At 61.5% G+C, this 21,009-nt stretch carries 24 protein-coding genes; 22 read left to right on the forward strand and 2 right to left on the reverse strand.

The window, feature by feature from the left end; translation table 11 throughout:
* Positions 1 to 19: 19 nt before the first annotated feature.
* Positions 20 to 976 carry a FliM/FliN family flagellar motor switch protein gene (locus NA8A_RS15165; RefSeq protein ID WP_240532800.1) on the reverse strand — a complete coding sequence of 319 codons (957 nt, stop codon included), beginning with the start codon at positions 974 to 976 and terminating at the stop codon, positions 20 to 22.
* A gap of 13 nt (positions 977 to 989) precedes the next feature.
* Positions 990 to 1,868 (reverse strand): flagellar motor stator protein MotA, encoded by an 879-nt coding sequence (gene motA / locus NA8A_RS15170; protein ID WP_009451212.1) that lies wholly within the window; start codon positions 1,866 to 1,868, stop codon positions 990 to 992.
* Between the two features lie 146 nt (positions 1,869 to 2,014).
* On the opposite strand from motA, the gene NA8A_RS15175 reads away from it, so the two are divergent.
* From NA8A_RS15175 to NA8A_RS15280, 22 genes are all read left to right on the forward strand, one after another.
* Positions 2,015 to 3,136, forward strand: coding sequence for a DUF1217 domain-containing protein (locus tag NA8A_RS15175; RefSeq protein WP_009451213.1), 1,122 nt, complete (start codon positions 2,015 to 2,017; stop codon positions 3,134 to 3,136).
* 9 nt (positions 3,137 to 3,145) lie between these two features.
* Positions 3,146 to 3,862, forward strand: a complete 717-nt coding sequence (gene flgF / locus NA8A_RS15180) for a flagellar basal-body rod protein FlgF (protein ID WP_009451214.1) — start codon at positions 3,146 to 3,148, stop codon at positions 3,860 to 3,862.
* Positions 3,859 to 5,253 (forward strand): flagellar protein export ATPase FliI, encoded by a 1,395-nt coding sequence (gene fliI / locus NA8A_RS15185; protein ID WP_009451215.1) that lies wholly within the window; start codon positions 3,859 to 3,861, stop codon positions 5,251 to 5,253. The genes flgF and fliI overlap by 4 nt, the downstream gene beginning before the upstream one ends.
* Positions 5,250 to 5,921, forward strand: coding sequence for a hypothetical protein (locus NA8A_RS15190; RefSeq protein ID WP_009451216.1), 672 nt, complete (start codon positions 5,250 to 5,252; stop codon positions 5,919 to 5,921). The genes fliI and NA8A_RS15190 overlap by 4 nt, the downstream gene beginning before the upstream one ends.
* Before the next feature lie 32 nt (positions 5,922 to 5,953).
* Positions 5,954 to 6,334 (forward strand): flagellar basal body rod protein FlgB, encoded by a 381-nt coding sequence (gene flgB, locus NA8A_RS15195; protein ID WP_009451217.1) that lies wholly within the window; start codon positions 5,954 to 5,956, stop codon positions 6,332 to 6,334.
* Between the two features lie 3 nt (positions 6,335 to 6,337).
* A complete protein-coding gene (gene flgC, locus NA8A_RS15200) occupies positions 6,338 to 6,757 on the forward strand; it encodes a flagellar basal body rod protein FlgC (protein ID WP_009451218.1) in 420 nt (139 codons plus the stop codon).
* Positions 6,754 to 7,062 carry a flagellar hook-basal body complex protein FliE gene (gene fliE, locus NA8A_RS15205; RefSeq protein WP_009451219.1) on the forward strand — a complete coding sequence of 103 codons (309 nt, stop codon included), beginning with the start codon at positions 6,754 to 6,756 and terminating at the stop codon, positions 7,060 to 7,062. The genes flgC and fliE overlap by 4 nt, the downstream gene beginning before the upstream one ends.
* 12 nt (positions 7,063 to 7,074) lie before the next feature.
* On the forward strand, positions 7,075 to 7,863 hold the full coding sequence (gene flgG, locus NA8A_RS15210; protein ID WP_009451220.1) for a flagellar basal-body rod protein FlgG: 789 nt from the start codon (positions 7,075 to 7,077) through the stop codon (positions 7,861 to 7,863).
* Positions 7,864 to 7,868: 5 nt separating this feature from the next.
* Positions 7,869 to 8,336: a flagellar basal body P-ring formation chaperone FlgA gene (gene flgA / locus NA8A_RS15215; RefSeq protein ID WP_009451221.1), complete on the forward strand. Its 468-nt coding sequence runs from the start codon at positions 7,869 to 7,871 to the stop codon at positions 8,334 to 8,336.
* Positions 8,333 to 9,448, forward strand: coding sequence for a flagellar basal body P-ring protein FlgI (locus tag NA8A_RS15220; RefSeq protein WP_009451222.1), 1,116 nt, complete (start codon positions 8,333 to 8,335; stop codon positions 9,446 to 9,448). The genes flgA and NA8A_RS15220 overlap by 4 nt, the downstream gene beginning before the upstream one ends.
* A gap of 9 nt (positions 9,449 to 9,457) precedes the next feature.
* Positions 9,458 to 9,973 carry a MotE family protein gene (locus NA8A_RS15225; protein ID WP_040672779.1) on the forward strand — a complete coding sequence of 172 codons (516 nt, stop codon included), beginning with the start codon at positions 9,458 to 9,460 and terminating at the stop codon, positions 9,971 to 9,973.
* Positions 9,970 to 10,674, forward strand: coding sequence for a flagellar basal body L-ring protein FlgH (gene flgH / locus NA8A_RS15230; RefSeq protein ID WP_009451224.1), 705 nt, complete (start codon positions 9,970 to 9,972; stop codon positions 10,672 to 10,674). The genes NA8A_RS15225 and flgH overlap by 4 nt, the downstream gene beginning before the upstream one ends.
* Before the next feature lie 23 nt (positions 10,675 to 10,697).
* Positions 10,698 to 11,189 carry a flagellar basal body-associated FliL family protein gene (locus NA8A_RS15235; protein WP_009451225.1) on the forward strand — a complete coding sequence of 164 codons (492 nt, stop codon included), beginning with the start codon at positions 10,698 to 10,700 and terminating at the stop codon, positions 11,187 to 11,189.
* Positions 11,186 to 11,917 (forward strand): flagellar type III secretion system pore protein FliP, encoded by a 732-nt coding sequence (gene fliP, locus NA8A_RS15240; protein ID WP_009451226.1) that lies wholly within the window; start codon positions 11,186 to 11,188, stop codon positions 11,915 to 11,917. Before NA8A_RS15235 ends, fliP begins: the two co-directional genes overlap by 4 nt.
* Before the next feature lie 298 nt (positions 11,918 to 12,215).
* Positions 12,216 to 13,085, forward strand: coding sequence for a flagellin N-terminal helical domain-containing protein (locus NA8A_RS15245; protein WP_009451227.1), 870 nt, complete (start codon positions 12,216 to 12,218; stop codon positions 13,083 to 13,085).
* A gap of 195 nt (positions 13,086 to 13,280) precedes the next feature.
* Positions 13,281 to 14,150, forward strand: a complete 870-nt coding sequence (locus NA8A_RS15250) for a flagellin N-terminal helical domain-containing protein (protein ID WP_009451228.1) — start codon at positions 13,281 to 13,283, stop codon at positions 14,148 to 14,150.
* A 110-nt stretch (positions 14,151 to 14,260) separates the two neighbouring features.
* Positions 14,261 to 15,904 (forward strand): flagellar basal-body MS-ring/collar protein FliF, encoded by a 1,644-nt coding sequence (gene fliF / locus NA8A_RS15255; protein WP_009451229.1) that lies wholly within the window; start codon positions 14,261 to 14,263, stop codon positions 15,902 to 15,904.
* Entirely contained in the window at positions 15,904 to 16,548 is a 645-nt protein-coding gene (locus NA8A_RS15260; RefSeq protein WP_040672783.1) for a hypothetical protein, read from the forward strand. Before fliF ends, NA8A_RS15260 begins: the two co-directional genes overlap by 1 nt.
* Positions 16,545 to 17,828, forward strand: a complete 1,284-nt coding sequence (locus tag NA8A_RS15265) for a MotB family protein (RefSeq protein WP_009451231.1) — start codon at positions 16,545 to 16,547, stop codon at positions 17,826 to 17,828. Before NA8A_RS15260 ends, NA8A_RS15265 begins: the two co-directional genes overlap by 4 nt.
* Complete coding sequence (locus tag NA8A_RS15270) at positions 17,825 to 19,117, forward strand: chemotaxis protein (protein ID WP_009451232.1); 1,293 nt, start codon at positions 17,825 to 17,827, stop codon at positions 19,115 to 19,117. Before NA8A_RS15265 ends, NA8A_RS15270 begins: the two co-directional genes overlap by 4 nt.
* The gene (gene fliK, locus NA8A_RS15275; RefSeq protein ID WP_009451233.1) at positions 19,114 to 20,379 is read left to right on the forward strand and encodes a flagellar hook-length control protein FliK; all 1,266 of its coding nucleotides are present in this window, start codon (positions 19,114 to 19,116) and stop codon (positions 20,377 to 20,379) included. Before NA8A_RS15270 ends, fliK begins: the two co-directional genes overlap by 4 nt.
* Positions 20,345 to 20,902, forward strand: a complete 558-nt coding sequence (locus NA8A_RS15280) for a transglycosylase SLT domain-containing protein (protein ID WP_009451234.1) — start codon at positions 20,345 to 20,347, stop codon at positions 20,900 to 20,902. Before fliK ends, NA8A_RS15280 begins: the two co-directional genes overlap by 35 nt.
* Positions 20,903 to 21,009 lie beyond the last annotated feature (107 nt).

Below are 21,009 nucleotides of genomic sequence, written 5' to 3' on the forward strand. Positions count from 1 at the left end.
TCACCGCATCCTGCGGCGCCTAAAGCGCCAGCAAACCTTCAACGACATCCTTGCGGGCATCGAAGGGCTGTTTGATCCTGACCGTGTAGTGATGTCCCGATTTGCCGAAATCGCACAGGAACACATCCCTGTCGCGAACGGCCAGACGAACCTCCGGCTGATTGCCGTCGTCGAATTCGATCACCTGTCCCTCATGCAGTGAGGCAAGCTCGCCGAGCGCCATGCTGATCAGGGGGATGGTCGCCTTCACCTTCACCGTCGAGCGCATCACCTCGTCATTGAAGCGATGGGTCCAGTCGGCGGCTTCGGCATCGCCCGCACGTTTGTCCTGCGGTCCGGCAGTGCGCATTTCGAGGATAAGCCTTTGCGGCATCCATGCCGTCAGCACGCCGCCGCTCTCTTCTCCGCCAAGCGAGAAGCGCACCCGCACGCCAGGACCATCACGCACCACGAAGCGGCGAAAATCGAGCCCCGACTGCAACTTGGACAAAGGCATGCGCAACCCCAGGGACCTGCTGCCCGTGCCGTTCAGCGCCTTGGCAAAAGCCTCGAAGGCGAGCGCTGCCACATCCCGCTCGATTGCGGATGGTGGCCTTTCGATAGGTGCGGCCGGCAGGTCCGGATCCCCGCCGAACAAGGCGCTGACCAGAATGGAGATGGCACGCGGGTTAAGCCGCATCGAAAGGGCATCGCCAGAAATTTCCGCCGGCACCACGACAAGAGCGTCGCAGCAGTTTTCCTCCGGCTTCAGCTCGGCAAGACGAACGATCTCGATATCGAGTATGTCGACGGCAATCGGTGAAGCGAATTTGTCGTGAAATGCGTCAAGCACCGGCGCAAGCGCGCGCGTCGCGCAGGCACGCGCCGCCTCGATCACGCGATGGGGCTCGCCCGTGGCACCCACCAGCCGCTCGACGACCAGTGCACGCATCAGTTCGGGATTGTCGGTCAGCGCCATCTGTGGCTGCCTTTCCATTCACGCATTCGCATCACGCCGCCTGCTTCTCCGCACCGCCACCGGGATTCATCGTGCTCTGCTCGACGGCATCGATGGACGGACGGTCGTAGGCCGAAATCGTCTTGCGACCGAACTCCAGGGCCACCTGCGGCAGCGATCCGTTCATGTAGGCCAGCAATGTCTGCTTCACGATGACATAGAGACGGTTCTTCTTTTCGCGAACGATCTTGATCTTGGTCGCAATGGGGCCGACCACCGCATAGGACATGAAGATGCCCAGGAAGGTTCCCACAAGGGCCGCGCCCACCAGCCCGCCCAGAATTTCCGGCGGTTGGTCGATAGCGCCCATGGCCTTTACCACGCCGAGAACGGCCGCGACGATGCCGAGCGCCGGCAGGCCTTCAGACATGGCGACCAGAGCATGGTAGGATTTCAGCTTGTCGCGGCGAATGGTCTGGATTTCCTCATCCATCAACGCCTCGATCTCGAAGGGCCGCGCATTGCCGATGATGATGATGCGGCAATAATCGCAGATAAAGTTCGTCAGGTCCTTGTTCTTGATAACCGTCGGATAGGCTTGGAAGATCGTGGACTCTTCAGGATTGTCGATATGAGCCTCGACCTCGCTGCGCGACTTGGTGCGCAGTTCGCGCATCAGGCTGTGCAGGACACCGAGCGTCTCCAGATATTCCGTTTCCTTCGGAACCGCGCCCTTGAGAGCCTCGCCACAGGCCTTGGCCGTGTCCTTCACGGTGGACATGGGATTTGCCACCAGGAACGTTCCCAACGCCGCACCGCAGATGATCACGGCTTCCCATGGCTGGATGAGCACATCAATGTGTCCGCCCATCGCCATGAAGCCGCCGATCACGCAGCCGAGCGTCACCACCAATCCGATAATAATGCCCATCTAACCCGCCATCTTCCATTGGCCTTTTCTCCGTCGTAGCGCGCCTGCCTTGTGTGAGGCTGAATGCCCGTGCGGGGAACCGAAAGCCTCGCGCAAGACTGGCGAATTACTCTGCCTCCACCAATGATGGCGGAGACTGCGCCCCGATGAACACCTTGCTGAGCTTCAACCTGATAACGCGCGACCTATCGAGTTCGATGGAACGCATCCAGTCGCAACCGATGATCAAGCGCGAGACCGAGTATTACCAGGAGAACATTGGCAAGGTGACGTCGATCGAGGAATTCGTTTCGGACGATCGTCTCTTCCGCTACGCCATGAAGGCCCACGGGCTGGAAGACATGGCCTATGCGAAAGCCTTCATGGTCAAGGTTCTGGAGGAAGGCATCAGCGATCCGGAGAGCTTCGCCAACAAGCTTACCGACAAGCGCTATGTCGAATTCGCCCGCACCTACAATTTCGTTGCCGGCGGTGCGACCACGACAAGTTACGTTCCGGCCCAGACCGGCACCATAGACAAATATCTCAGTGTCGCCATTGGTAATGGCGTCAGCACCAACGACCCCCAGCTCCTCGACGACATCAACTACTACCTGTCGAAAATCGTCGACGTTAAATCCGCAGACGATCTCATTGCCGACAACCGGCTCCTGAGCGTGGCCATGCTCGCCCACGGCTTCACAACGGAAGACACCGTCAGCAAGCAGACCATCAAGGAAGTGCTTGAAGGCGGCATCGACAATGCCGACAGCCCGGCCAACAAGCTTGAGGACAAACGCTTCGCAGCCCTCGCCACGACCTTCAATTTCGCCCGCTACGGCGAGGACACCACCACCTACAACATCGCCTTGTCCCCCACGGTCGAGAAGTATGTGCGCCAGAGCCTCGAGGAGAACGCCGGCGAACAGAACGAAGGTGTACGGCTTGCGCTCTATTTCCAGCGCAAGGCACCCGCACTCACCTCCTACTACGAAATTCTCGCCGACAAGGCGCTGGCGCAGGTCGTTCGCACAGCGCTCGGATTCCCTTCCTCCCTGGCTCAGGCGGACATCGACAAGCAGGTCGAGATGATCAAGGAGCGTGTCGACCTCACCGATTTCGCCGATCCCGAGAAGCTCGACAATTTCCTGAAGCGCTTCACGACCATGTGGGAGATCGAAAACCCGACAAGCTCCCTCCAGACCTCTATTGCCGCGCTTTTCACCCAGCCGGCCGAATACGGCATCTCGACCGACATGCTGCTGACCATCGCGCAAATGAAGAGGTAGCACAGCTCCATGCAGACCGGACTTTACGTCGCCCTTTCCTCGCAGGTCGCGCTTGAAAAGCGTCTGGCAACGCTTGCCGACAACGTGGCCAATGCCGGCACGGCCGGCTTCCGCGCCACGTCGGTGAATTTCAAGGATATCGTCAACGGGCTTGGCCCCGAATCCGTCTCCTTCGCAGCACCCGGCAACGCTTCCGTCGACACGCGCAATGGCGGCCTGCGCGAAACCAAGAGCCCGTTCGACTTCGCGGTTCAGGGCGACGCATGGTTTGCGATAGATACGCCTGCCGGGACGGTGGTGACGCGCGACGGCCGCTTCAGCATACGTGAAACGGGAGAGCTGGTCACCGTCGAGGGTTATCCGGTGCTCGATGCGGGCGGTGCGCCACTCCTGCTCGATCCGCTCGCAGGGCCTCCCGAAGCCAGCGCCGACGGATCGCTTCGCCAGAATGGAAGGCTGATCGGCGCCATAGGCCTCTATTCCTTCACGCCCTCCCAGGATTACGCCCGCTTCGGCAATTCCGGATTTGTCGCCACCGACGCGCAGCCCGTGATCGACCAGCCGGATGTCGGTGTCGCCCAGGGCTTCATCGAGGAATCCAACGTCAACGCGGTCCACGAAATGATGAACCTCATCCAGGTCCAGCGCACGTTCGAACAGGTAACCGCCCTGATGAGCGACAGCGACACGGCCCTTAAGGACGCGATCAAGTTACTCGGCGCATGACGACGCATCCACCCCAGACCCCTGCCCCCGTTTCCAGCGCCAGCGTCATGCCGGCGCTGGAAGCGCTCGGCCACGCCTATGGCCGCATCGCCCTCGACGAGCGCTTCCTGTTGAACCATGGCGGACGCATCAGCGAAGTCCAGCCCACGCATTACAGCGTGCGCGGCCTCTCCGGTTCCGCCCGTCTGGGAGACATGGTGTCCTGCAAGGGCAAGCCAGGCATGGGCGCCGGCGAGATCGTGCGCATCATGGAGGACAGCGTTCTCGTTGCGCCCTTCGACCAGGGAGGAAAGATTGGCCTTGGCGAAGCGGTGTTCAACCGCGGCCCCGTCAGTCTTGCCCCCGGCCCCCAATGGCGCGGACGCGTGGTGGATGCTCTGGGCCGTCCAGCCGACGGTAAGCCCGCCCCGATGCCGGGGCCGCTTGCAACCACAGCGCCGTCCACAACACCACCGGCCATGCAGCGTCAGCGCGTTTCCGCCCCCTTCATGACGGGCGTGCGCGTGATCGATATCTTCACGCCGCTATGCCACGGCCAGAGGCTCGGGGTCTTTGCCGGTTCAGGCGTCGGCAAATCGACGCTTCTGTCTATGCTCGCCAATGCGAGGGCCTTCGACACGGTGGTAATCGCGCTCGTCGGCGAACGCGGCCGCGAGGTACGCGAATTCCTGGAAGACACGATTGGCCCGGAGGGCATGGCGAAATCGGTTGCCGTCGTGGCGACCAGCGACGAAAGCGCCATGATGCGCCGACGCGCACCCGATACGGCCATGCGCATTGCCGAATATTTCCGCGATCGGGGCGACAAGGTCCTGCTGATCCTGGATTCGATCACCCGCCTCGCCCATGCCCTGCGCGAAGTGGCCATCGGCGCCGGAGAGCCGCCAGTCGCGCGTGGCTATCCCGCTTCCGTCTTTACCGAACTGCCCCGTCTTCTGGAACGCGCTGGCCCCGGCGAGGAAGGCCGCGGTTCAATCACCGCGATCCTGTCCGTCCTCGTTGACGGCGATGACCACAACGATCCGGTAGCCGATGCGGTCCGTGGCATTCTCGACGGGCATGTGGTGCTCGACCGCTCGATTGCCGAGCAGGGGCGTTATCCGCCGGTCAACCCGCTGGCCTCCATATCGCGACTGGCCGAGCGCGCCTGGTCGCCCGATCAGAAGCGGTTGGTCCTGCGCCTGCGGGCAATGCTGTCGCGCTTCGAGGATACGCGCGACATACGTCTTCTGGGTGCCTATCAGGCCGGTGTCGATCCCGATCTCGATCAGGCCGTGCGCCAGGTACCCCTCATCTATGACGCGCTGAAGCAATCGCCCGGCGACCCGCCCTCGTCCGATCCCTTTGCCGATCTCGCGATGAAACTGAGAGCCGGAGAACCAGCCTCATGAAGGTCAAGCTGGCAAGCCTGGAAATGCCCGACGGTTCACGTTCCGAAACGACGCAGCGCGCGCTGCCCGGCGTCGGTTACGAACCGCCCAATCGCAAGGGCTATATCCCACGCAAACGCGTGCAACCGAAGATCGAACGCCCCTCCGGCGAGAGCGGGGATTGGGTGATCATGATCGGCGGCGTGACGCTCGCTGCAGTCTGCGCGCTGTTTCCCTGGTACATCTTCTTCAACCAGCAGGATTTCGGCGTCCGCCCGATGACCTTCGAGGGGCAACGCGTCTCCTCCGGTCCTCGTCCGGCAAACCTTCCCGAACTCGTAGGGATGCGCATTCCCCAGAGCATCATCGAGCTCTCGGAACTCGACTACAGCGCCACCGGTGCCATCGGCAGCAACGCCATCGCGACATTCGAGGATCAGCCCTATCCGGGCGACAAGCGCAGCTTTCGCCTGATCGGCGCTGCAAACGGGCGCGCCATGATCGAGGACGACGATGGCTACTGGATTGTCCAGCGAGGCTCCTCCCTGCCCGATGGCAGCCGGGTTGCCCGCATCAGGCAGCGGAGCGGTCATTGGGAAATTCTGACCTCGGACGACCTCATTATCAGTGCCTCCACGGCAAAGGTGAGCGACACGCAAGGCCCGCACAAGACTGGCGACCTAAAGTAACGGCAATCTGATCGACAAGACCGGGAAAAGCCGTGGTACAGCCCATCAATCTTTTCGACATCGCCGCCCAGCAGGCGAAGTGGCTTTCCGTCCGCCAGACGACCGTGGCCAGCAATGTCGCCAACGTGAACACCCCTGGCTATAAGGCCCTTGAAGTCGAGCCTTTCGAAAAGGTTCTGGACGGAACCCGCGTGTCCCTGACAAGCACAGCAGACAATCACCTGCGCATCGGCGCGACCAATGCCGCCTTTGCGGTGGATAGCACCAGCGATCCCGCGGTTCTGCCGTCCGAAAACACCGTCAGCATCGAAAAGGAACTGGTCAGCGCTGGCGAAGTGCGCCGGTCGTTCGAACTGAACACGGCCATCGTCAAGGCCTTTCATCGCATGCTCATGAACGTATCGAGGGGATAAGCCGTGGATCCGCTTTCCGCATCGCTCAAGGTTGCCGCATCGGGGCTGGAAGCCCAGTCCCAACGCATGCAGGTCGTCTCGGAAAACCTTGCCAATGCGCGCTCGACCAGCGACGTACCGGGGGGCGACCCTTATCGCCGCAAGACCATCAGCTTCGTGGCCGAACTCGACCGCGAAATCGGCGGCAGCGTCGTGGAAATCGGTTCCGTCGCCAACGATCCCTCCAATTTCACCCTTGAGTTCGATCCGGGCCACGAGGCCGCCGATGAGGCCGGTTACGTCAAAATGCCCAATGTGAACGTACTCATCGAGATGGCCGACATGCGCGAGGCCAATCGCGGTTACGAAGCGAACCTGCAGGTCATCAAGCAGGCACGCGAACTCATTTCCATGACCATTGATTTGATGCGGAGCCAGACATGATCCCACCCGTCGGCACGATTGCCCCCTCCACTCTGACCAACACGACCGGCCTTCAGGCGGCGCGCCCGGTCGCGACGTCCGAAATCGGCGAATCTTTCAGCGCCATGCTGGGTGAGGCCGCGGCCAACACGGCCGCCAAGCTTGGCCACGCTGAAAGCGTCTCGCTGAAAGCGCTTCAGGGCGAAGCCGATGCGCGCGAAGTGGTGGATGCCGTCATGACGGCCGAGCAGGCACTGCAGGCTGCCATCGCCATCCGCGACAAGTTCATCACCTCCTATCTCGAAATCAGCCGCATGGCCATCTGAGGAGACTGACCGATGAAAGCCCTCTCCATCGCGGCCACCGGCATGAGCGCCCAGCAGCTCAATCTCGAGGTGATCGCCAACAACATCGCCAACATCAACACCACCGGCTTCAAGCGTGCCCGCGCCGAATTCTCCGATCTGCTTTATCAGACGGAGCGCATGCAGGGCGTGCCAAGCCGCGCCAATCAGGCAATCGTTCCCGAGGGTGCGAATGTCGGTCTGGGCGTGAAGGCGGCAGCTGTGCGCAACCTGCATATTCAGGGCCCCCTCACCAATACCGACAACAAGCTCGACGTGGCGCTTGTGGGCAAGGGCTGGTTCGTGATCGATGGCGCCGATGGCGAACCGATCTACACGCGTGCCGGCTCCTTCAACACCAACGCGACCGGCCAGCTCGTCACCACTCAGGGCTACACGGTGTCCCCCAACATCGTCATTCCCGACGATGCGCTGGAAGTCGTGATCAACAAGTCCGGGCAGATCTATGCCCGCATCGACGGTCAGACCGAATTGCAGGAACTCGGCCAGCTTACCCTGGCGAATTTCGCCAATGAGGCGGGCCTCGATCCGATCGGCGACAACCTCTTCCGGGAAACGGCAGCCTCCGGTGCCGCCATCCAGGGCGTGCCCGGCGATCCGGGCTTCGCAACGATCGAACAGGGCTATCTCGAATCGTCCAACGTGGATCCGGTGAAGGAAATTACCGAGCTGATATCCGCCCAGCGCGCTTATGAGATGAACTCCAAGGTCATCCGCGCGGCCGACGAAATGGCCGCCACCGTCACCCAGTCCATACGGTAGCTCCAGTGAAACGGCACAGCCCCCTCATCGCGTTTTTCCTCGTACTCGGCGCCCTCGCTGCCGTGACGGCGCCGGCTGCAGCGGAAGAACAGGCGGTTGTGGCCACGCGCGTCATCTATCCCGGCGAGACCATCACGCCAGATGCGTTGAACGAGATCCTGCTGCGCCGTCCCCCACGCGATGGCAGCGCCATCGCGCGCATGATGGAGGATGTCGACGGCAAGGTCGCCCGACGCACCCTTTTGCCGGGCAGGCTCATTCCGACAAACTATGTGCGCGATCCCTATCTGGTGGAGACAGGCACCCCAGTGACGGTGACCTTTGCGGAGGGTGCACTCACCATCTCGATCCGTGCCGTTCCGCTCCAATCGGGTTCGGCAGGCGACATGATACGCCTTCGGAACGCCGATAGCGGCCGCACCTTCATGGGCATGGTGCTTGCCGACGGTTCCGTGAAGGTCGGCTCGATATGATGGTTCGTTTCCTGTTCCATACGCTTGTCGCCGCAACGCTGGCATTGGGCCTCGTCCAGCCTGCCGGTGCTGCCTCGCGCATCAAGGACGTCGCCACCCTTCAGGCCGCGCGCGACAACCAGCTCGTCGGGTACGGCCTCGTCATCGGGCTGCAAGGCAGCGGCGACAGCCTGCGTAACTCGCCCTTCACCGAACAGTCGATGCGCGCCATGCTGGAAAACCTCGGTATCGCATCGGAAGGCGGCCGGGCCCGCGCCAAGAACGTTGCCGCCGTCATCGTCACGACCAATCTCCCACCCTTCGTCCAGTCGGGTGCCCGCATCGATGTGAACGTTTCTTCATTGGGCGACGCGACCTCGCTGGCCGGCGGCACATTGGTCATGACCCCGCTGCGTGCGGCGGACGGCGAAATCTATGCCGTGGCGCAAGGCCCCGTGATCGTCTCCGGTTTCAACGCGCAGGGGCAGGCCGAACAGCTGACCCAGGGTGTTCCCACCGCGGGCCGCGTGCCCAATGGCGCGATCATCGAGCGCAAGGTGGAAGCCTCCCTCTCCGACAGCGCAACGCTGATCCTCCAGCTGCGCAATGCGGATTTTTCCACCGCAGTGCGCGTTGCCGATGCGATCAACACATACACGACACAGCGCTTTGGCGGGCGCCTTGCCGCCGAGGAAGATTCCCGCACGATCCGCATCAGCCGGCCAAAGGGCGTCTCCTTTGCCCGCTTCTATGCCGAGATCGAAAATCTGATGGTGGAATCCGACGCACCTGCCCGTGTGGTCATCGACGAGCGGACGGGCACCGTGGTGATCGGTAACGACGTCCGTATCTCCCGCGTAGCGATCAGCCATGGAACTCTGACCGTGCGCATCACCGAGATGCCACGTGTCGTGCAGCCCGAACCCTTCTCGCGCGGCACGACGGAAATCGAACCCATGACGCAGATCGAGGCCAATCAACCCGACGCCAATGTCGCGCTTCTGGACGGCCCCGACCTGCAAACGCTGGTGGCCGGCCTCAACAGGCTTGGCGTCAAGCCGGATGGCATCATCGCCATTCTGCAGGGCATCAAGTCCGCGGGCGCGCTCCACGCCGAACTCGTGGTGCAATAGGTGGCGATCATGCAGGTTTCCGCAAAGCTTCCCAGAAAGATCGGCTCCGGCGCCTTTGCCTGCCTCATTCTTTTCACGCAGGCCCTGCCGTTCCACGCAATGGCCGCCGACGATCCGAGCCGCATGAGCGAGGACGAGGTGCAGCGCTTCTGCTCGAACGTGGTCGATGCCGCCCGCGACCGGCGCTATTCCATGCAGGCGATGGAGCTGAAGAAGCTCAAGGAAGACGTGGACGACCGCATCGCCGCGCTGGAGCAGAAGCGTACGGAATATGAAGAATGGCTCGAGCGCCGCAAGGTATTCCTCGCCAAGGCCGAAGCCGGCATCATCGATATCTATGCCAATATGCGCCCGGATGCGGCAGCCGAACGGCTTGCCGAAGTGCCAGCCGAACTCGCAGCGGCCATCCTGATGAAGCTCGAACCGCGCACGGCCGGCGTCATCCTCAATGAAATGAACAGCAAATCGGCCGCCACGCTGACGAACATCATCGCCAGCGCGGCACGCCCGGAGGATCCCACATGACCACGCGGCCCCTGCTCATTCTGCCGCTGCTCCTGGTTGCCGGTTGCTCGCAGAGCCTGAAGGAAATCAACAAGGAACCCTCCTTGTCCCCGGTCGGCGCAAGCATCGACCCGGAAATGATGGCTGCCTACAATTATCCCAAGCGCCCGGCGCCGGTGACCTCGCGCTATTCGCTGTGGGACGACCGCCAGAGCAGGCTCTTCACCGATCCGCGTGCGCTTAATGTCGGCGACATTCTGACCGTCGAAATCTACATCGACGACAAGGCCCGTTTGAAGAACGATTCCAAGCGCTCCCGCGACGCCAGCCGCAATCTCGGCCTGTCGGGTTCCTACTCGGTCGGTGGCGCCGGCTCTTCTGCTGCCGCCGAAGGTCAGATCGGCTCGGGAACCTCGACGACCGGCAGCGGCGCGACCGAGCGCTCGGAGAATATCCGCCTGCGCGTCGCCGCCGTGGTGACCCAGGTGCTGAGCAATGGCAATCTGCGCATCCGCGGCACGCAGGAAGTGCGCGTGAACGCCGAACTGCGGATTCTCACCATCGAGGGCATCGCCCGCCCGAGCGACATCGGACCGGAGAACACCATTTCCTATGAACGCATCGCGGAAGCCCGGATTTCCTACGGTGGCCGTGGCCGCCTGACCGAGGTGCAGCAGCCGCCCTACGGGCAGCAGTTCCTCGACACCGTTCTTCCCTTCTAGCCGGTTCTGGAGCCTGATCGATCGTGGCGCTGCTCGAACAACAAAGCACCGTAAGCAAGGGCCCCTCGCTTGCCATCCAGCTGGTGCTTCTTCTTGGCATCACGGCTTTGGCGGCGGGTGCTGCATGGTTCGCCGGCAGCTATCTCGAACATATGGCAAGCGGCGCGCAGGAAACTGCCGCAGCCCGCAGCACCGGCCATGCGAGTCCTCAAAGCGCGCCTGCGCACGGGCCATCCAACGTAGTGGACCTGAAGCCCATCACCACGAACATGGCCGAGCCCAGCGAAGTCTGGATGCGGGCCGAGCTTTCGCTTGTCTTCAACGGTCCGGTCGACACCGCTGTCGCCGAGACGATCCATCAGGACCTCTTCGCCTATCTGCGCACCCTGAAACTGCGCCAGGTGGAAACGCCAAGCGGCTTCCAGCACCTTAAATCCGACCTCGAGGAGCGCGCGCGTATTCGCAGCGGCGGCACCGTCGACAAGATTTTGTTCCGGGCATTGCTTTTCGAATGAGACTCCTTCTCCTCACGCTCATCGCCATGCTCGTTCCCGGCATGGCTATGGCCCAGACCATCGATCTAGGCGCCATCACCAGCAGCGACGGCCAGACCGTCGGCACGATCATCCAACTGTTCGGCTTGCTGACGATCCTGTCGGTTGCGCCGGGCATCCTGATCATGGTGACGAGCTTCACCCGTTTCGTGATCGCCTTTTCGATCCTGCGCGCGGGCATGGGCCTTCCCACCACGCCGGCAAACCTCATTCTGGTCAGCCTTTCTCTCTTCATGACCTTCTATGTGATGGCGCCGACCTTCGACCGTGCCTGGGCCGATGGCGTGCGCCCGCTCATGAACAATGAGATCACCGAACAGGTGGCGCTTGAGCGCATCTCCGCACCATTTCGTGGCTTTATGGTCAACAATGTGCGGGAAAAGGATTTCGCCCTCTTCGCCGATCTCGCCTCCGAACGCGGGAATATCGACGCGACCGCCGAGACAGCGGATTTGCGCATTCTGGTCCCTGCCTTCATGATTTCCGAAATCAGACGCGGATTCGAAATCGGGTTCCTGGTCGTGCTGCCGTTTCTGGTCATCGACCTGATCGTCGCCACCATAACCATGTCCATGGGCATGATGATGCTGCCGCCGACGGTCGTATCCCTGCCTTTCAAGATACTGTTCTTCGTGCTTATTGACGGCTGGAATTTGCTTGTAGGCAGTCTCGTCCGCTCTTTCGCATAACGCATATCTGGCAGAAATGGGAACCGGTTCCGGGAGACATGCGGAGCCTGCATGAATGAGGAACGCGGAGGAGCCCGGCGGTCGTTTGATCCCGCCGGAGGGCACCTTATTGCCAAGCCAGCAAAAAAGTTTGAGACGTCGTTCCAGGTTATCCTTTTGGTAGGATTTGCCCGCCATAAATGCTCGCAAGCACGGCGGGCTGAACGTTGTAGTTGTTCAAGGGCATGATGCCATTCCCGCAGTACCGGTAAAGCCCGGTATGTCCCTAGTTTGTTTCTAGTTCAGGGGCGTATATCCCATGGCAAGTCTGATGACCAATGCGTCGGCAATGACCGCGCTGCAGACCCTCAACACCATCTCCAAGAACATGGCCACCACTCAGAACCGTATCTCTACGGGTCTGCGCGTGGCGGAAGCTTCCGACAACGCCGCTTACTGGTCCATCGCGACCTCGATGAAGTCGGATAACAAGGCTCTCTCCAGTGTTCAGGATGCTCTGGGCCTCGGCGCAGGTAAGATCGACACGGCTTACACTGGCATCAACGAAGTGATCGATACTGTTGACAAGATCAAACAGAAACTCGTGACGGCTCGCGGCGCTTCCCAGGAAGACCAGCAGAAGATCCAGAGCGAAATCGAGACGCTTCAGGCTCACATCAAGTCGGTTGTCGGCAACTCCAACTATGCCGGCTCCAACATCATCCAGGACAACGCGGATGTGAACATCGTTGCGTCCTACAACCGCGTTGGCACGACCGTAACGGTCGATGAAGTCACGCTCACCGGTGCGAACGTTCTCGTTCTCGACGCCGCCGGCACTGCCGGCAGCGCTGCAACCGTAGTTGCTTCGACCTTCTTCGATGCATCGGGTGCTGCAGTAACCGACACGGCCATCGACACCGCTCTTGGCACTGTCGAGACGGCTCTTGCCTCTCTCGCAGACCAGGCTGCGGAGCTCGGTGCCGCCAAGTCGCGCGTCGATCTTCAGAAAGACTTCGTCTCGAAGCTTTCCGACGCCATTGAGCGCGGCGTTGGCCAGCTGGTCGATGCTGACATGAACGAAGAGTCGGCCCGTCTGTCGGCCCTGCAGGTCCAGCAGCAGCTGGGCATTCAGGCCCTGTCGATCGCCAACTCCAACTCGCAGAACATTCTCTCGCTGTTCCGCTAAGAACAGTCGGCCCTTCAGGGCCGGAGTTGAGACCATGAACCGGGTCGCCCGCAAGGGTGGCCCGGTTTTCTTTTTGCCACCAAGGGAAGCTTCTCGTTAAAACGTTGTTAACCATAAGAACTTACTCATGCTTAACCATAAACCTGAGGTCATTTGGCGGCGGTCAGGGTAGCGGCAAGCAAAGGGGTTGGGCTCATGGCCAGCATTATGACGAACACTTCCGCAATGGTTGCATTGCAGAGCCTCAAGGCAACGAACAAGGCGATGGATGTGACCCAGGGGCGCATCTCGACCGGTTATCGCGTGGCCGAGGCGAGTGACAACGCCGCATACTGGTCGATTGCCACAACCATGCGTTCCGACAACAAGGCTCTGTCTGCCGTTCAGGATGCGCTGGGCCTCGGCGCCGGTAAGATCGACACCGCCTACACCGCCATGAACGATGCGCTGGGCGCAGTGGATTCCATCAAGGCCAAGCTTGTCACCGCGCGCGGCGCGAGCGCTGAAAACCAGTCCAAGATCCAGGAAGAAATCAAGATTCTCCTCGATCAGATCAAAAGCTCGGCAACCGGCGCAAGCTATGCCGGCACAAACATCCTGGCGACCGACGACACCGGCACCATGGAGGTCGTCGCCTCCTACAACCGCTCGGCAACCGGCACGGTTACCGTCGGTACGATCTCCATCGACCTTGCAAGCATCAAGCTTTTCGCGGCCGGCGGTCTTCCGGGCGGCATCGCAGACGACGTCATGCTGATCGATATCGTGACCAACGGCACCGACGCCGATATCGATGGCTACCTGACGGATATCGAGACCGCTCTCTCCGACATTTCCAACGCCGCCGCCAATCTCGGTGCCGCCAAGACCCGCCTCGACCTGCAGAAAGATTTCGTTTCGAACCTGATGGATTCGATCGAGCGCGGCGTCGGCCAGCTTGTCGACGCCGACATGAACGAGGAATCGACCCGCCTTCAGGCCCTTCAGGTGCAACAGCAGCTTGGCATCCAGGCCCTGTCCATCGCCAACCAGAACGCCCAGAGCATCCTGGCCCTGTTCAAATAGGGCATTCCCGCCAAACCAAATTTCGATGGGGCCCTCGTGGCCCCATTTCATTTTCGCACAAGCTTCGGCGCATAGGCTGCCTTCGACATTCGAATGGGAGCATTGGGCCGTTGCCTGAGCAAATTCAGACCGTCGTTGAAAACCTGAAGAGCCTCGGACCGCGCCGTCTGGCGTTGATGGGCGGAGTTCTCGCGCTCGTCATGGCCGTGATCGTGGCAGGTGCGACCTATCTCAACCGTCCCGCATACGAGACGCTTTATGTGGGGCTTGAACGTTCCGATGTGAACCAGATCGGCATGGTGCTGGGAGAAGCCGGCATCAGCTTCGATGTGGTTTCCGATGGAACTTCGGTGCTCGTGCCAGCCGGCCAGACCGCGCAGGCCCGCATGCTGCTTGCCGAAAAGGGACTGCCCAGCAGCACCAATGCCGGTTACGAGCTTTTCGACAATGTCGGCTCGCTCGGCCTCACCACCTTCATGCAGCAGGTGACCCGCGTTCGCGCTCTGGAAGGCGAAATCGCACGCACCATTCAGTCCATCTCAGGCATCAAGGCCGCCCGCGTTCACATCGTCATGCAGGAGCGCGGCACGTTCCGCACCGAGGAAAGGCAACCTTCGGCATCTGTTGTGATCCGCGCTTCGAGCCTCGACGCCACCCGCGCTGCCGCTTCCATCCGCTATCTGGTGGCAGCTGCCGTTCCCGGTCTCGATGCGGAAAAAGTGACGGTTCTCGATTCCGCGGGAACCCTGCTGGCAGCCGGCGACGACCCCTCCAACAGCACGGCACAGCGCTCCATCGGTGTCGAACGCACGGTGGAAACGCAAATCGAGGAAAATATCCGTCGTGCGCTCACCCCTTATCTCGGGCCTGAGAACTTCCGCGCCAGCGTGAAGGCTGACGTCAACACGGATGCCCAGCAGATCGAGGAAGTGATCTACGACCCGAAATCCCGCGTCGAGCGCTCGGTTCAGGTTGTCCGCTCCTCCGACAGTGCCAACCGCGAGACGGCTGTTCAGCCCACCTCCGTTGCTCAGAACCTCCCCGAGGATGAGACCGGCGCGACCGCCGGTCCGAAATCGACCGAGGAAAGCGAGCGGCGTGAGGAAACCACCAATTACGAACTGAACACCAAGCGCATCGCGACCACCAGCAACGGATATTCCATCGACAAGATGTCCATCGCGGTCGTGGTCAACAGGGCCCGCCTGGCGCAGATCCTCGGTGAGAACCCCACCCCCGAGCAGATCGGCGCCCGCATCGCCGAGATTCAGAAAGTGGTTGCATCTGCGACCGGGATCAATGAGGAGCGCGGCGACATCATCAATGTAACCGCAGTCGAGTTCATCGACGGTCTCGACGGGGCTCCAGCTCCCGAAGCTGGCATCCTGGACGGCCTGACCAAGCAGGCCGGTACTATGATCAATGCCGCCGCCTTTGTGCTTGTCGCCTTCCTCGTCACCTGGTTCGGTCTGCGCCCGATGACGGCCACCCTGATGCGACCGGCCCAGCTTGAAAACGCCGCAACCTCAGCCGATGAAGGGCAGCATACCCTGCCGAACCATGGCCAGGATGCACCGCTTCTGGCCAATGAATACAGCGACCCCGATTTCGACGAGGATGAAACCTATGGAACCCATCGTCTGAAGATCAAGCCAAACCCGCAGGAACGACTGGCCCGGATCGTCGATCTCAATGAAGAGCGTTCCGCCGATATTCTGCGCAAATGGTCGCGCGGCGCGGCGGAGGCGACGTGATGCCGCCGGCCCTCGCCCTCATAGATGTGCTGCCGGACTTCAGCGCTCCGGCGCCATCCCTGCCGGAATTGCCGGAGGACGACACCTTTTCGACACTCGCCACGCCTCTGCCGCACGCGCCGACTGCACCACCGGAGGTTCAGACCCGGCCACTCGAGCAGCGGCAAGAGGTCAATGAAGCCGCCATTGTCGAGCGGCTGACAAGGGACCATGAAACAGCAGTCGCGGAGATCGAGGCGCGTCATGCCGAAGAGCTTGCGGCAGCGCGCCGGAGCCTGGCCGAAGATGCCGCAAGGCTCGTGCAGCAGCGTTTCGATGAGCTGGAACAGCAGGTCATCGGCCTTACCGCCGAAACCACCGCTCGAATTCTGGGCGTTGTGCTCACCGAGGACCTCCAGAAGAAATCCATCGCCGAACTCGAGCGCATCATTCGCGAAGCGCTCGATGACCGCGAAAGCGTCCGTATCCGCTTAATCGGCGCCCCCCTTCTCTGGGAAGCATTGAAGACGGGCCTCGGGACCAAGGCAGACCATGTGGATTTCTCGGAAGGGCCGGGTTTCGACATCAGCCTGTCCATCGATGAAAAGCTATTTGAGACGCGCCTGACGGAATGGTCGGACGCATTGAACGGACTGATCGCATGAGCCTGGCGGAAGACAACGAGCGTTCCGGAGAGATCATCATCGTCCGGCGTGGCGGCGGCGACGAGGAAGACGGCCATCACGGTGGCGCGTGGAAAATCGCCTTCGCCGACTTCATGACTGCCATGATGTGCTTCTTCCTGGTGATGTGGCTCGTCAATGCATCCACCGAACAGACAAAGGCCGCCCTTGCCAGCTATTTCAATCCCGTCAAGCTGGTCGATAGCAGCACCGGCTCCAAGGGTATCGAGGAGATTGGCACGGTTCCGGGTGAAGTGAAGCAGGACAAGAGCCTGCCGCAAGAAGGCGAAAGCACTCCCTCCAGCAACCGCGACCAATCATCGCTTCCCGAAGACGCCGACAACGCCGTCACTGTTCCAGAAACCCGGGAGTTCTCCGACGAGAGTCTGTTCGCCGATCCATTTTCGGTCTTGGCGGAAATTGCTTCCGAAACCGGCAGGCAGGCCAATATTTCGAGCCGTGGCGACGGCGGCGCCAATGAGGCAGGTCCCTCGACCGGTGCGTCTGGAGGAGAATCCTACCGCGATCCCTTCGCGCCCGATTTCTGGTCGCAGCAGGTTGCCGGCCTTGAGGTACTGGAGCAGGATGAAGGCGCCAACCCTCCGGCTGAGCGCACCACCGAACCATCGCAGGACAAGGCTGAACAGGTTGAAGCTGGCCAAAGCAGCAAAACGACCGTGGCTCTCGCACCTGTCCCTGAAATCGAACCGTTGAAGCAGGAAGAAAAGCCCGCAGAAGCTGAACCGCAGAAGCAGGAAGCCCCTGTTGCCGAAGCGGCGGCAGCCACCCCCGCCGCCCCACGTTCGGAAGAAATCGCCGCTGCCATGCGCGAGGAACTGGCACGCCAGTTCGAGGGAAGCCCTCTCGCCGGTTCCGTCACCGTGGTCGCGGCTGAGGAAAACGTCGTCATCTCCATCACGGACGACCTCGAGCACGGCATGTTCCCCGTAGGCTCCGCCGTGCCGGACCGGGAACTTGTTCTCGCCATGGACAAGATCGGCCAGGTGCTCGCGAACCAACAGGGTGCCGTGAAGATCAGCGGCCATACGGATGGGCGCCCGTTCCGCAGCGCGACCTATGACAACTGGCGCCTCTCCTCCGCCCGCGCACAGGCTGCCTATTACATGCTGGTGCGCGGCGGGCTCGATGAGAAGCGCATCAATCAGGTCGCGGGCTATGCGGACCGCAAGCTGAAAGTACCTGAAGACCCCTATGCGAGCGCCAACCGGCGCATCGAAATCCTGCTGGAACTGCCGCGATGAAAGCTTGGCTGCCCTTCGCTGCCATGGCGACGGCGGGCGTGCTTCTTGGCAGCCCCGGCAAGACAACGGAACTCGAGCCCTATCAGATGGTGCGCTCGCTGCAGGTTTTGCAGGATCGCATCGCCAATGGCGACCACGCCGCGCTGCCGCTTCAACAGAAGCTGCTTGGCGTCATAGATCAGGGGCTGGCCGGTTCCGGCCCGGAAGATTTCGACGATCCGAAGAACCTGCGCGCCCTGCTTGTCTACGGCCTCAGCGGTGGCAACCCCCGAACGCTCGACACTTTGCTGCCGACGCTTCCGCTCGAAGGCTTCCAGGCCGAGCTTGGCCGGGCGATTGCCGATTATGCGAGCGGCGATTTCGCACGCGCACGCGCGACCATGAGCAAGGCCGATCCGATGGCGCTCGACCCGGAACTGGGAGCGCCTCTGGCACTTGTCGCAGCGACCGTGCTGTCCGCCGACGAGCCGGCAAAGGCAGTGCAATTGCTCGATGACGCCCGGCTCCTGAGCCCAGGCACACTGATCGAGGAAGCCGCCCTTCGCAGGACCGTCGGCATCGCCGCAGCCCTGCAGGATGCGCCTCGCTTCATCCGCGCATCGGAACAATATGTCCGCCGCTTTCTGCATTCTCCTTACGCAAGCCAGTTCGCCAATTCCTTCGTAGCAGGGATCGTGGCGCTTGCAGGCACGATCGATCTCTCGGCCGTCGAGGAAGTGACCGCGGAGATGACCAATGAACAATCGCGCGTGATCTACCTGCGGCTGGCCCGCAGCGCCGCGATCGAAGGGCATGATCCTCTGCTGGATTTCGCCTCCCGCAAAGCCAAGGAATTTGCCGATCTCGGCAATGACGGTACCGATCCGCGCGCGATCCTGTACGCGAACATGGCCTCCGTCACCTCCGACAATGTGGAGGACGTGCTCGACGCGCTCAATGATATAGACCGCAGCCGCCTTTCGGTGAGGGATCGTGAGCTTCTCGACGCGGCAAAGGCTGTCGCTCGCGCCGTTCTCACAAGGCCGGCAGCTGCCGAGGAAACCGCAGCGGTCCCGGACAACGGGCTCTCGACATCCGCGGAGGAGCCGGCCACCGCCGAACCCCTTCAGGAGAACCCGGATCAATTTCCGGTCCAACCCGTTGCCGAAATGCCTCCTGCGCCAATGGAACCGCTGCGCCGCGCTGCCCTCCCTGCCCCCGAAACGGGCGAGCAGGATACCTACGTCCAGGAAACGCGTGACAAGCTGAAGGCAATCGACGCATTGCTTGAGAAGGAAAACACCCAATGAACGCCGGTCTTGCCAACACGCTTCCCGTCAAACCGCAGGGCGCCGACCACGCCGCGCGTGGGCGCAAGGACATGCCCGGCGAGGCAACAAGCTTCAGGGACACGCTTGCCAGTGAGAAGCGGCAGGCCGCTCCGCAGCAGAACGCGGGCGAAAAGCCCAATGCAGAAAACGCCGCCGATCCCTGGAAACCGGTTGGCTGGTCCCTGCCCCACGATTTCGAAAAGAAAAGCATCGCCGCCGCAAAATCTGCAGGCAACCGGCCGAAACAGGATAAGGATAAAGCGGAAGCGGTCGATGCCCTCCCCACCCCACCTAAGGCCGAAGAGGCGGACCTGCCGCAATCCGCCCAAGACGGAGATGCTGCGGATGAAACGCCCGACCGGCTGCCGAAGCAAACCTCGGAGACAGCCAGAAATGCGGCGGACAATGCAGAGCCGCCGACCACGGTCCCGGCACCGCAGGCATCCGAAAGCGGGGCAGAGCATTCAAAGGCGGGCGAGCATATCGGCTCAACCGAAGATCCAGCGCCGCGAGCCAATGACCGCGCACGCGAACGTGCGGCACCGGTTTCCGCACTCAATCGCGAACAACAGCACACGGCAGAAAAGAGCGCGGAGCCCGCTGCACCCCGCGCCGCGCGGGAGACAGAAAAGCCGGCTGAGGCCTCAAAGACTGTCGATCCGCTTGCCCGCCCGGGAAATGAGGCAAAACCTGCTACGGACGGCGCGCCGCAACCCGACATTCGCGTGGTTTCGATCCAGCGCGCGCCGGCACCGGCAACGGCAGCCGACCCAGCCGTACAAAAATCGGCAGCACCCGAGGCGACCCAGCTTCAACAACCGCATCAACCTGAAGCAGGGCGCGTGCTTCATACGCTGAAAATTGAACTGCACCCTGCCGAGCTTGGCCCGGTGACGGCTCGCCTTCGTGTGGTTGCAGATCAACTTTCGGTTGATTTGCAGGTCGAGAACGCCGAAGCGCGTCATAGGCTCGGAAACGACAGCGACGCAATCGTGAAGGCGCTCCGCTCACTCGGTTACGACATCGACCGCGTGACCGTTCAGCAGAGCGCGGCAAGCTCACAAAACAACATGGCCGGCAATCACACCGGTCGCGACAGCGCCTTCCAGTCGACGAGCGAAGGTCAGGGCGACAGCCAGTCTCGGGGAACCGGCGGTGAGCGCTCGCAGGACGAACGCGGCGGCCAGGCAAAGGGAACGCGTGAGCATGCAGAAACGTCTGGCAGCGGCCTCTATATTTAGCCTGATTTTGGCAACCAACAGCCTTGCCGCAGGCAATGCCTGCGAGGGTGAAATTCTGCGTGCGGCTGCACGCTACAACGTGCCCGCAGGGATACTATACGCCGTAGGATTGACGGAAACCGGCGTGAAAGGAAGCCTTCAGCCCTATGCTCTCAACATAGAGGGAAAAGCCGTTTTCGCGCGGACTGCAAACGAAGCCATCGCCCGCTTCGAAACTGCAAGCAAAAGCGGCGCCAAACTGATCGATCTCGGCTGCATGCAGATCAACCATCATTATCATGCAAGCCACTTTGCAAACCTGCGCGCCATGCTCGACCCGCGCCGCAATGTAGACTACGCCGCCCGCTTTCTGGTCGATCTGAAGAAGCGTCACGGCTCGTGGTCGATGGCGGTCGCACGCTATCACGCGGGGCCCGACAACGATCCCGCGCAGAAGCGTTACATCTGCCGCGTCATCACAAATATGGTCGCGACCGGCTTCGGAAACTGGACCCCGGAAGCGCGCAATTTTTGCAACCAATGATTGTTTTTTGGATTTTCCACCGGAGTCTGCCCGACTCCCTATTTATGATTCCTTAAAAATTGCGGTTGTGCCTGATTCGCCCGACCAGTTACCTCTTGAAACATCAA

The sequence above is a fragment of the Nitratireductor indicus C115 genome, from assembly GCF_000300515.1.
Lineage (GTDB): Bacteria > Pseudomonadota > Alphaproteobacteria > Rhizobiales > Rhizobiaceae > Nitratireductor > Nitratireductor indicus.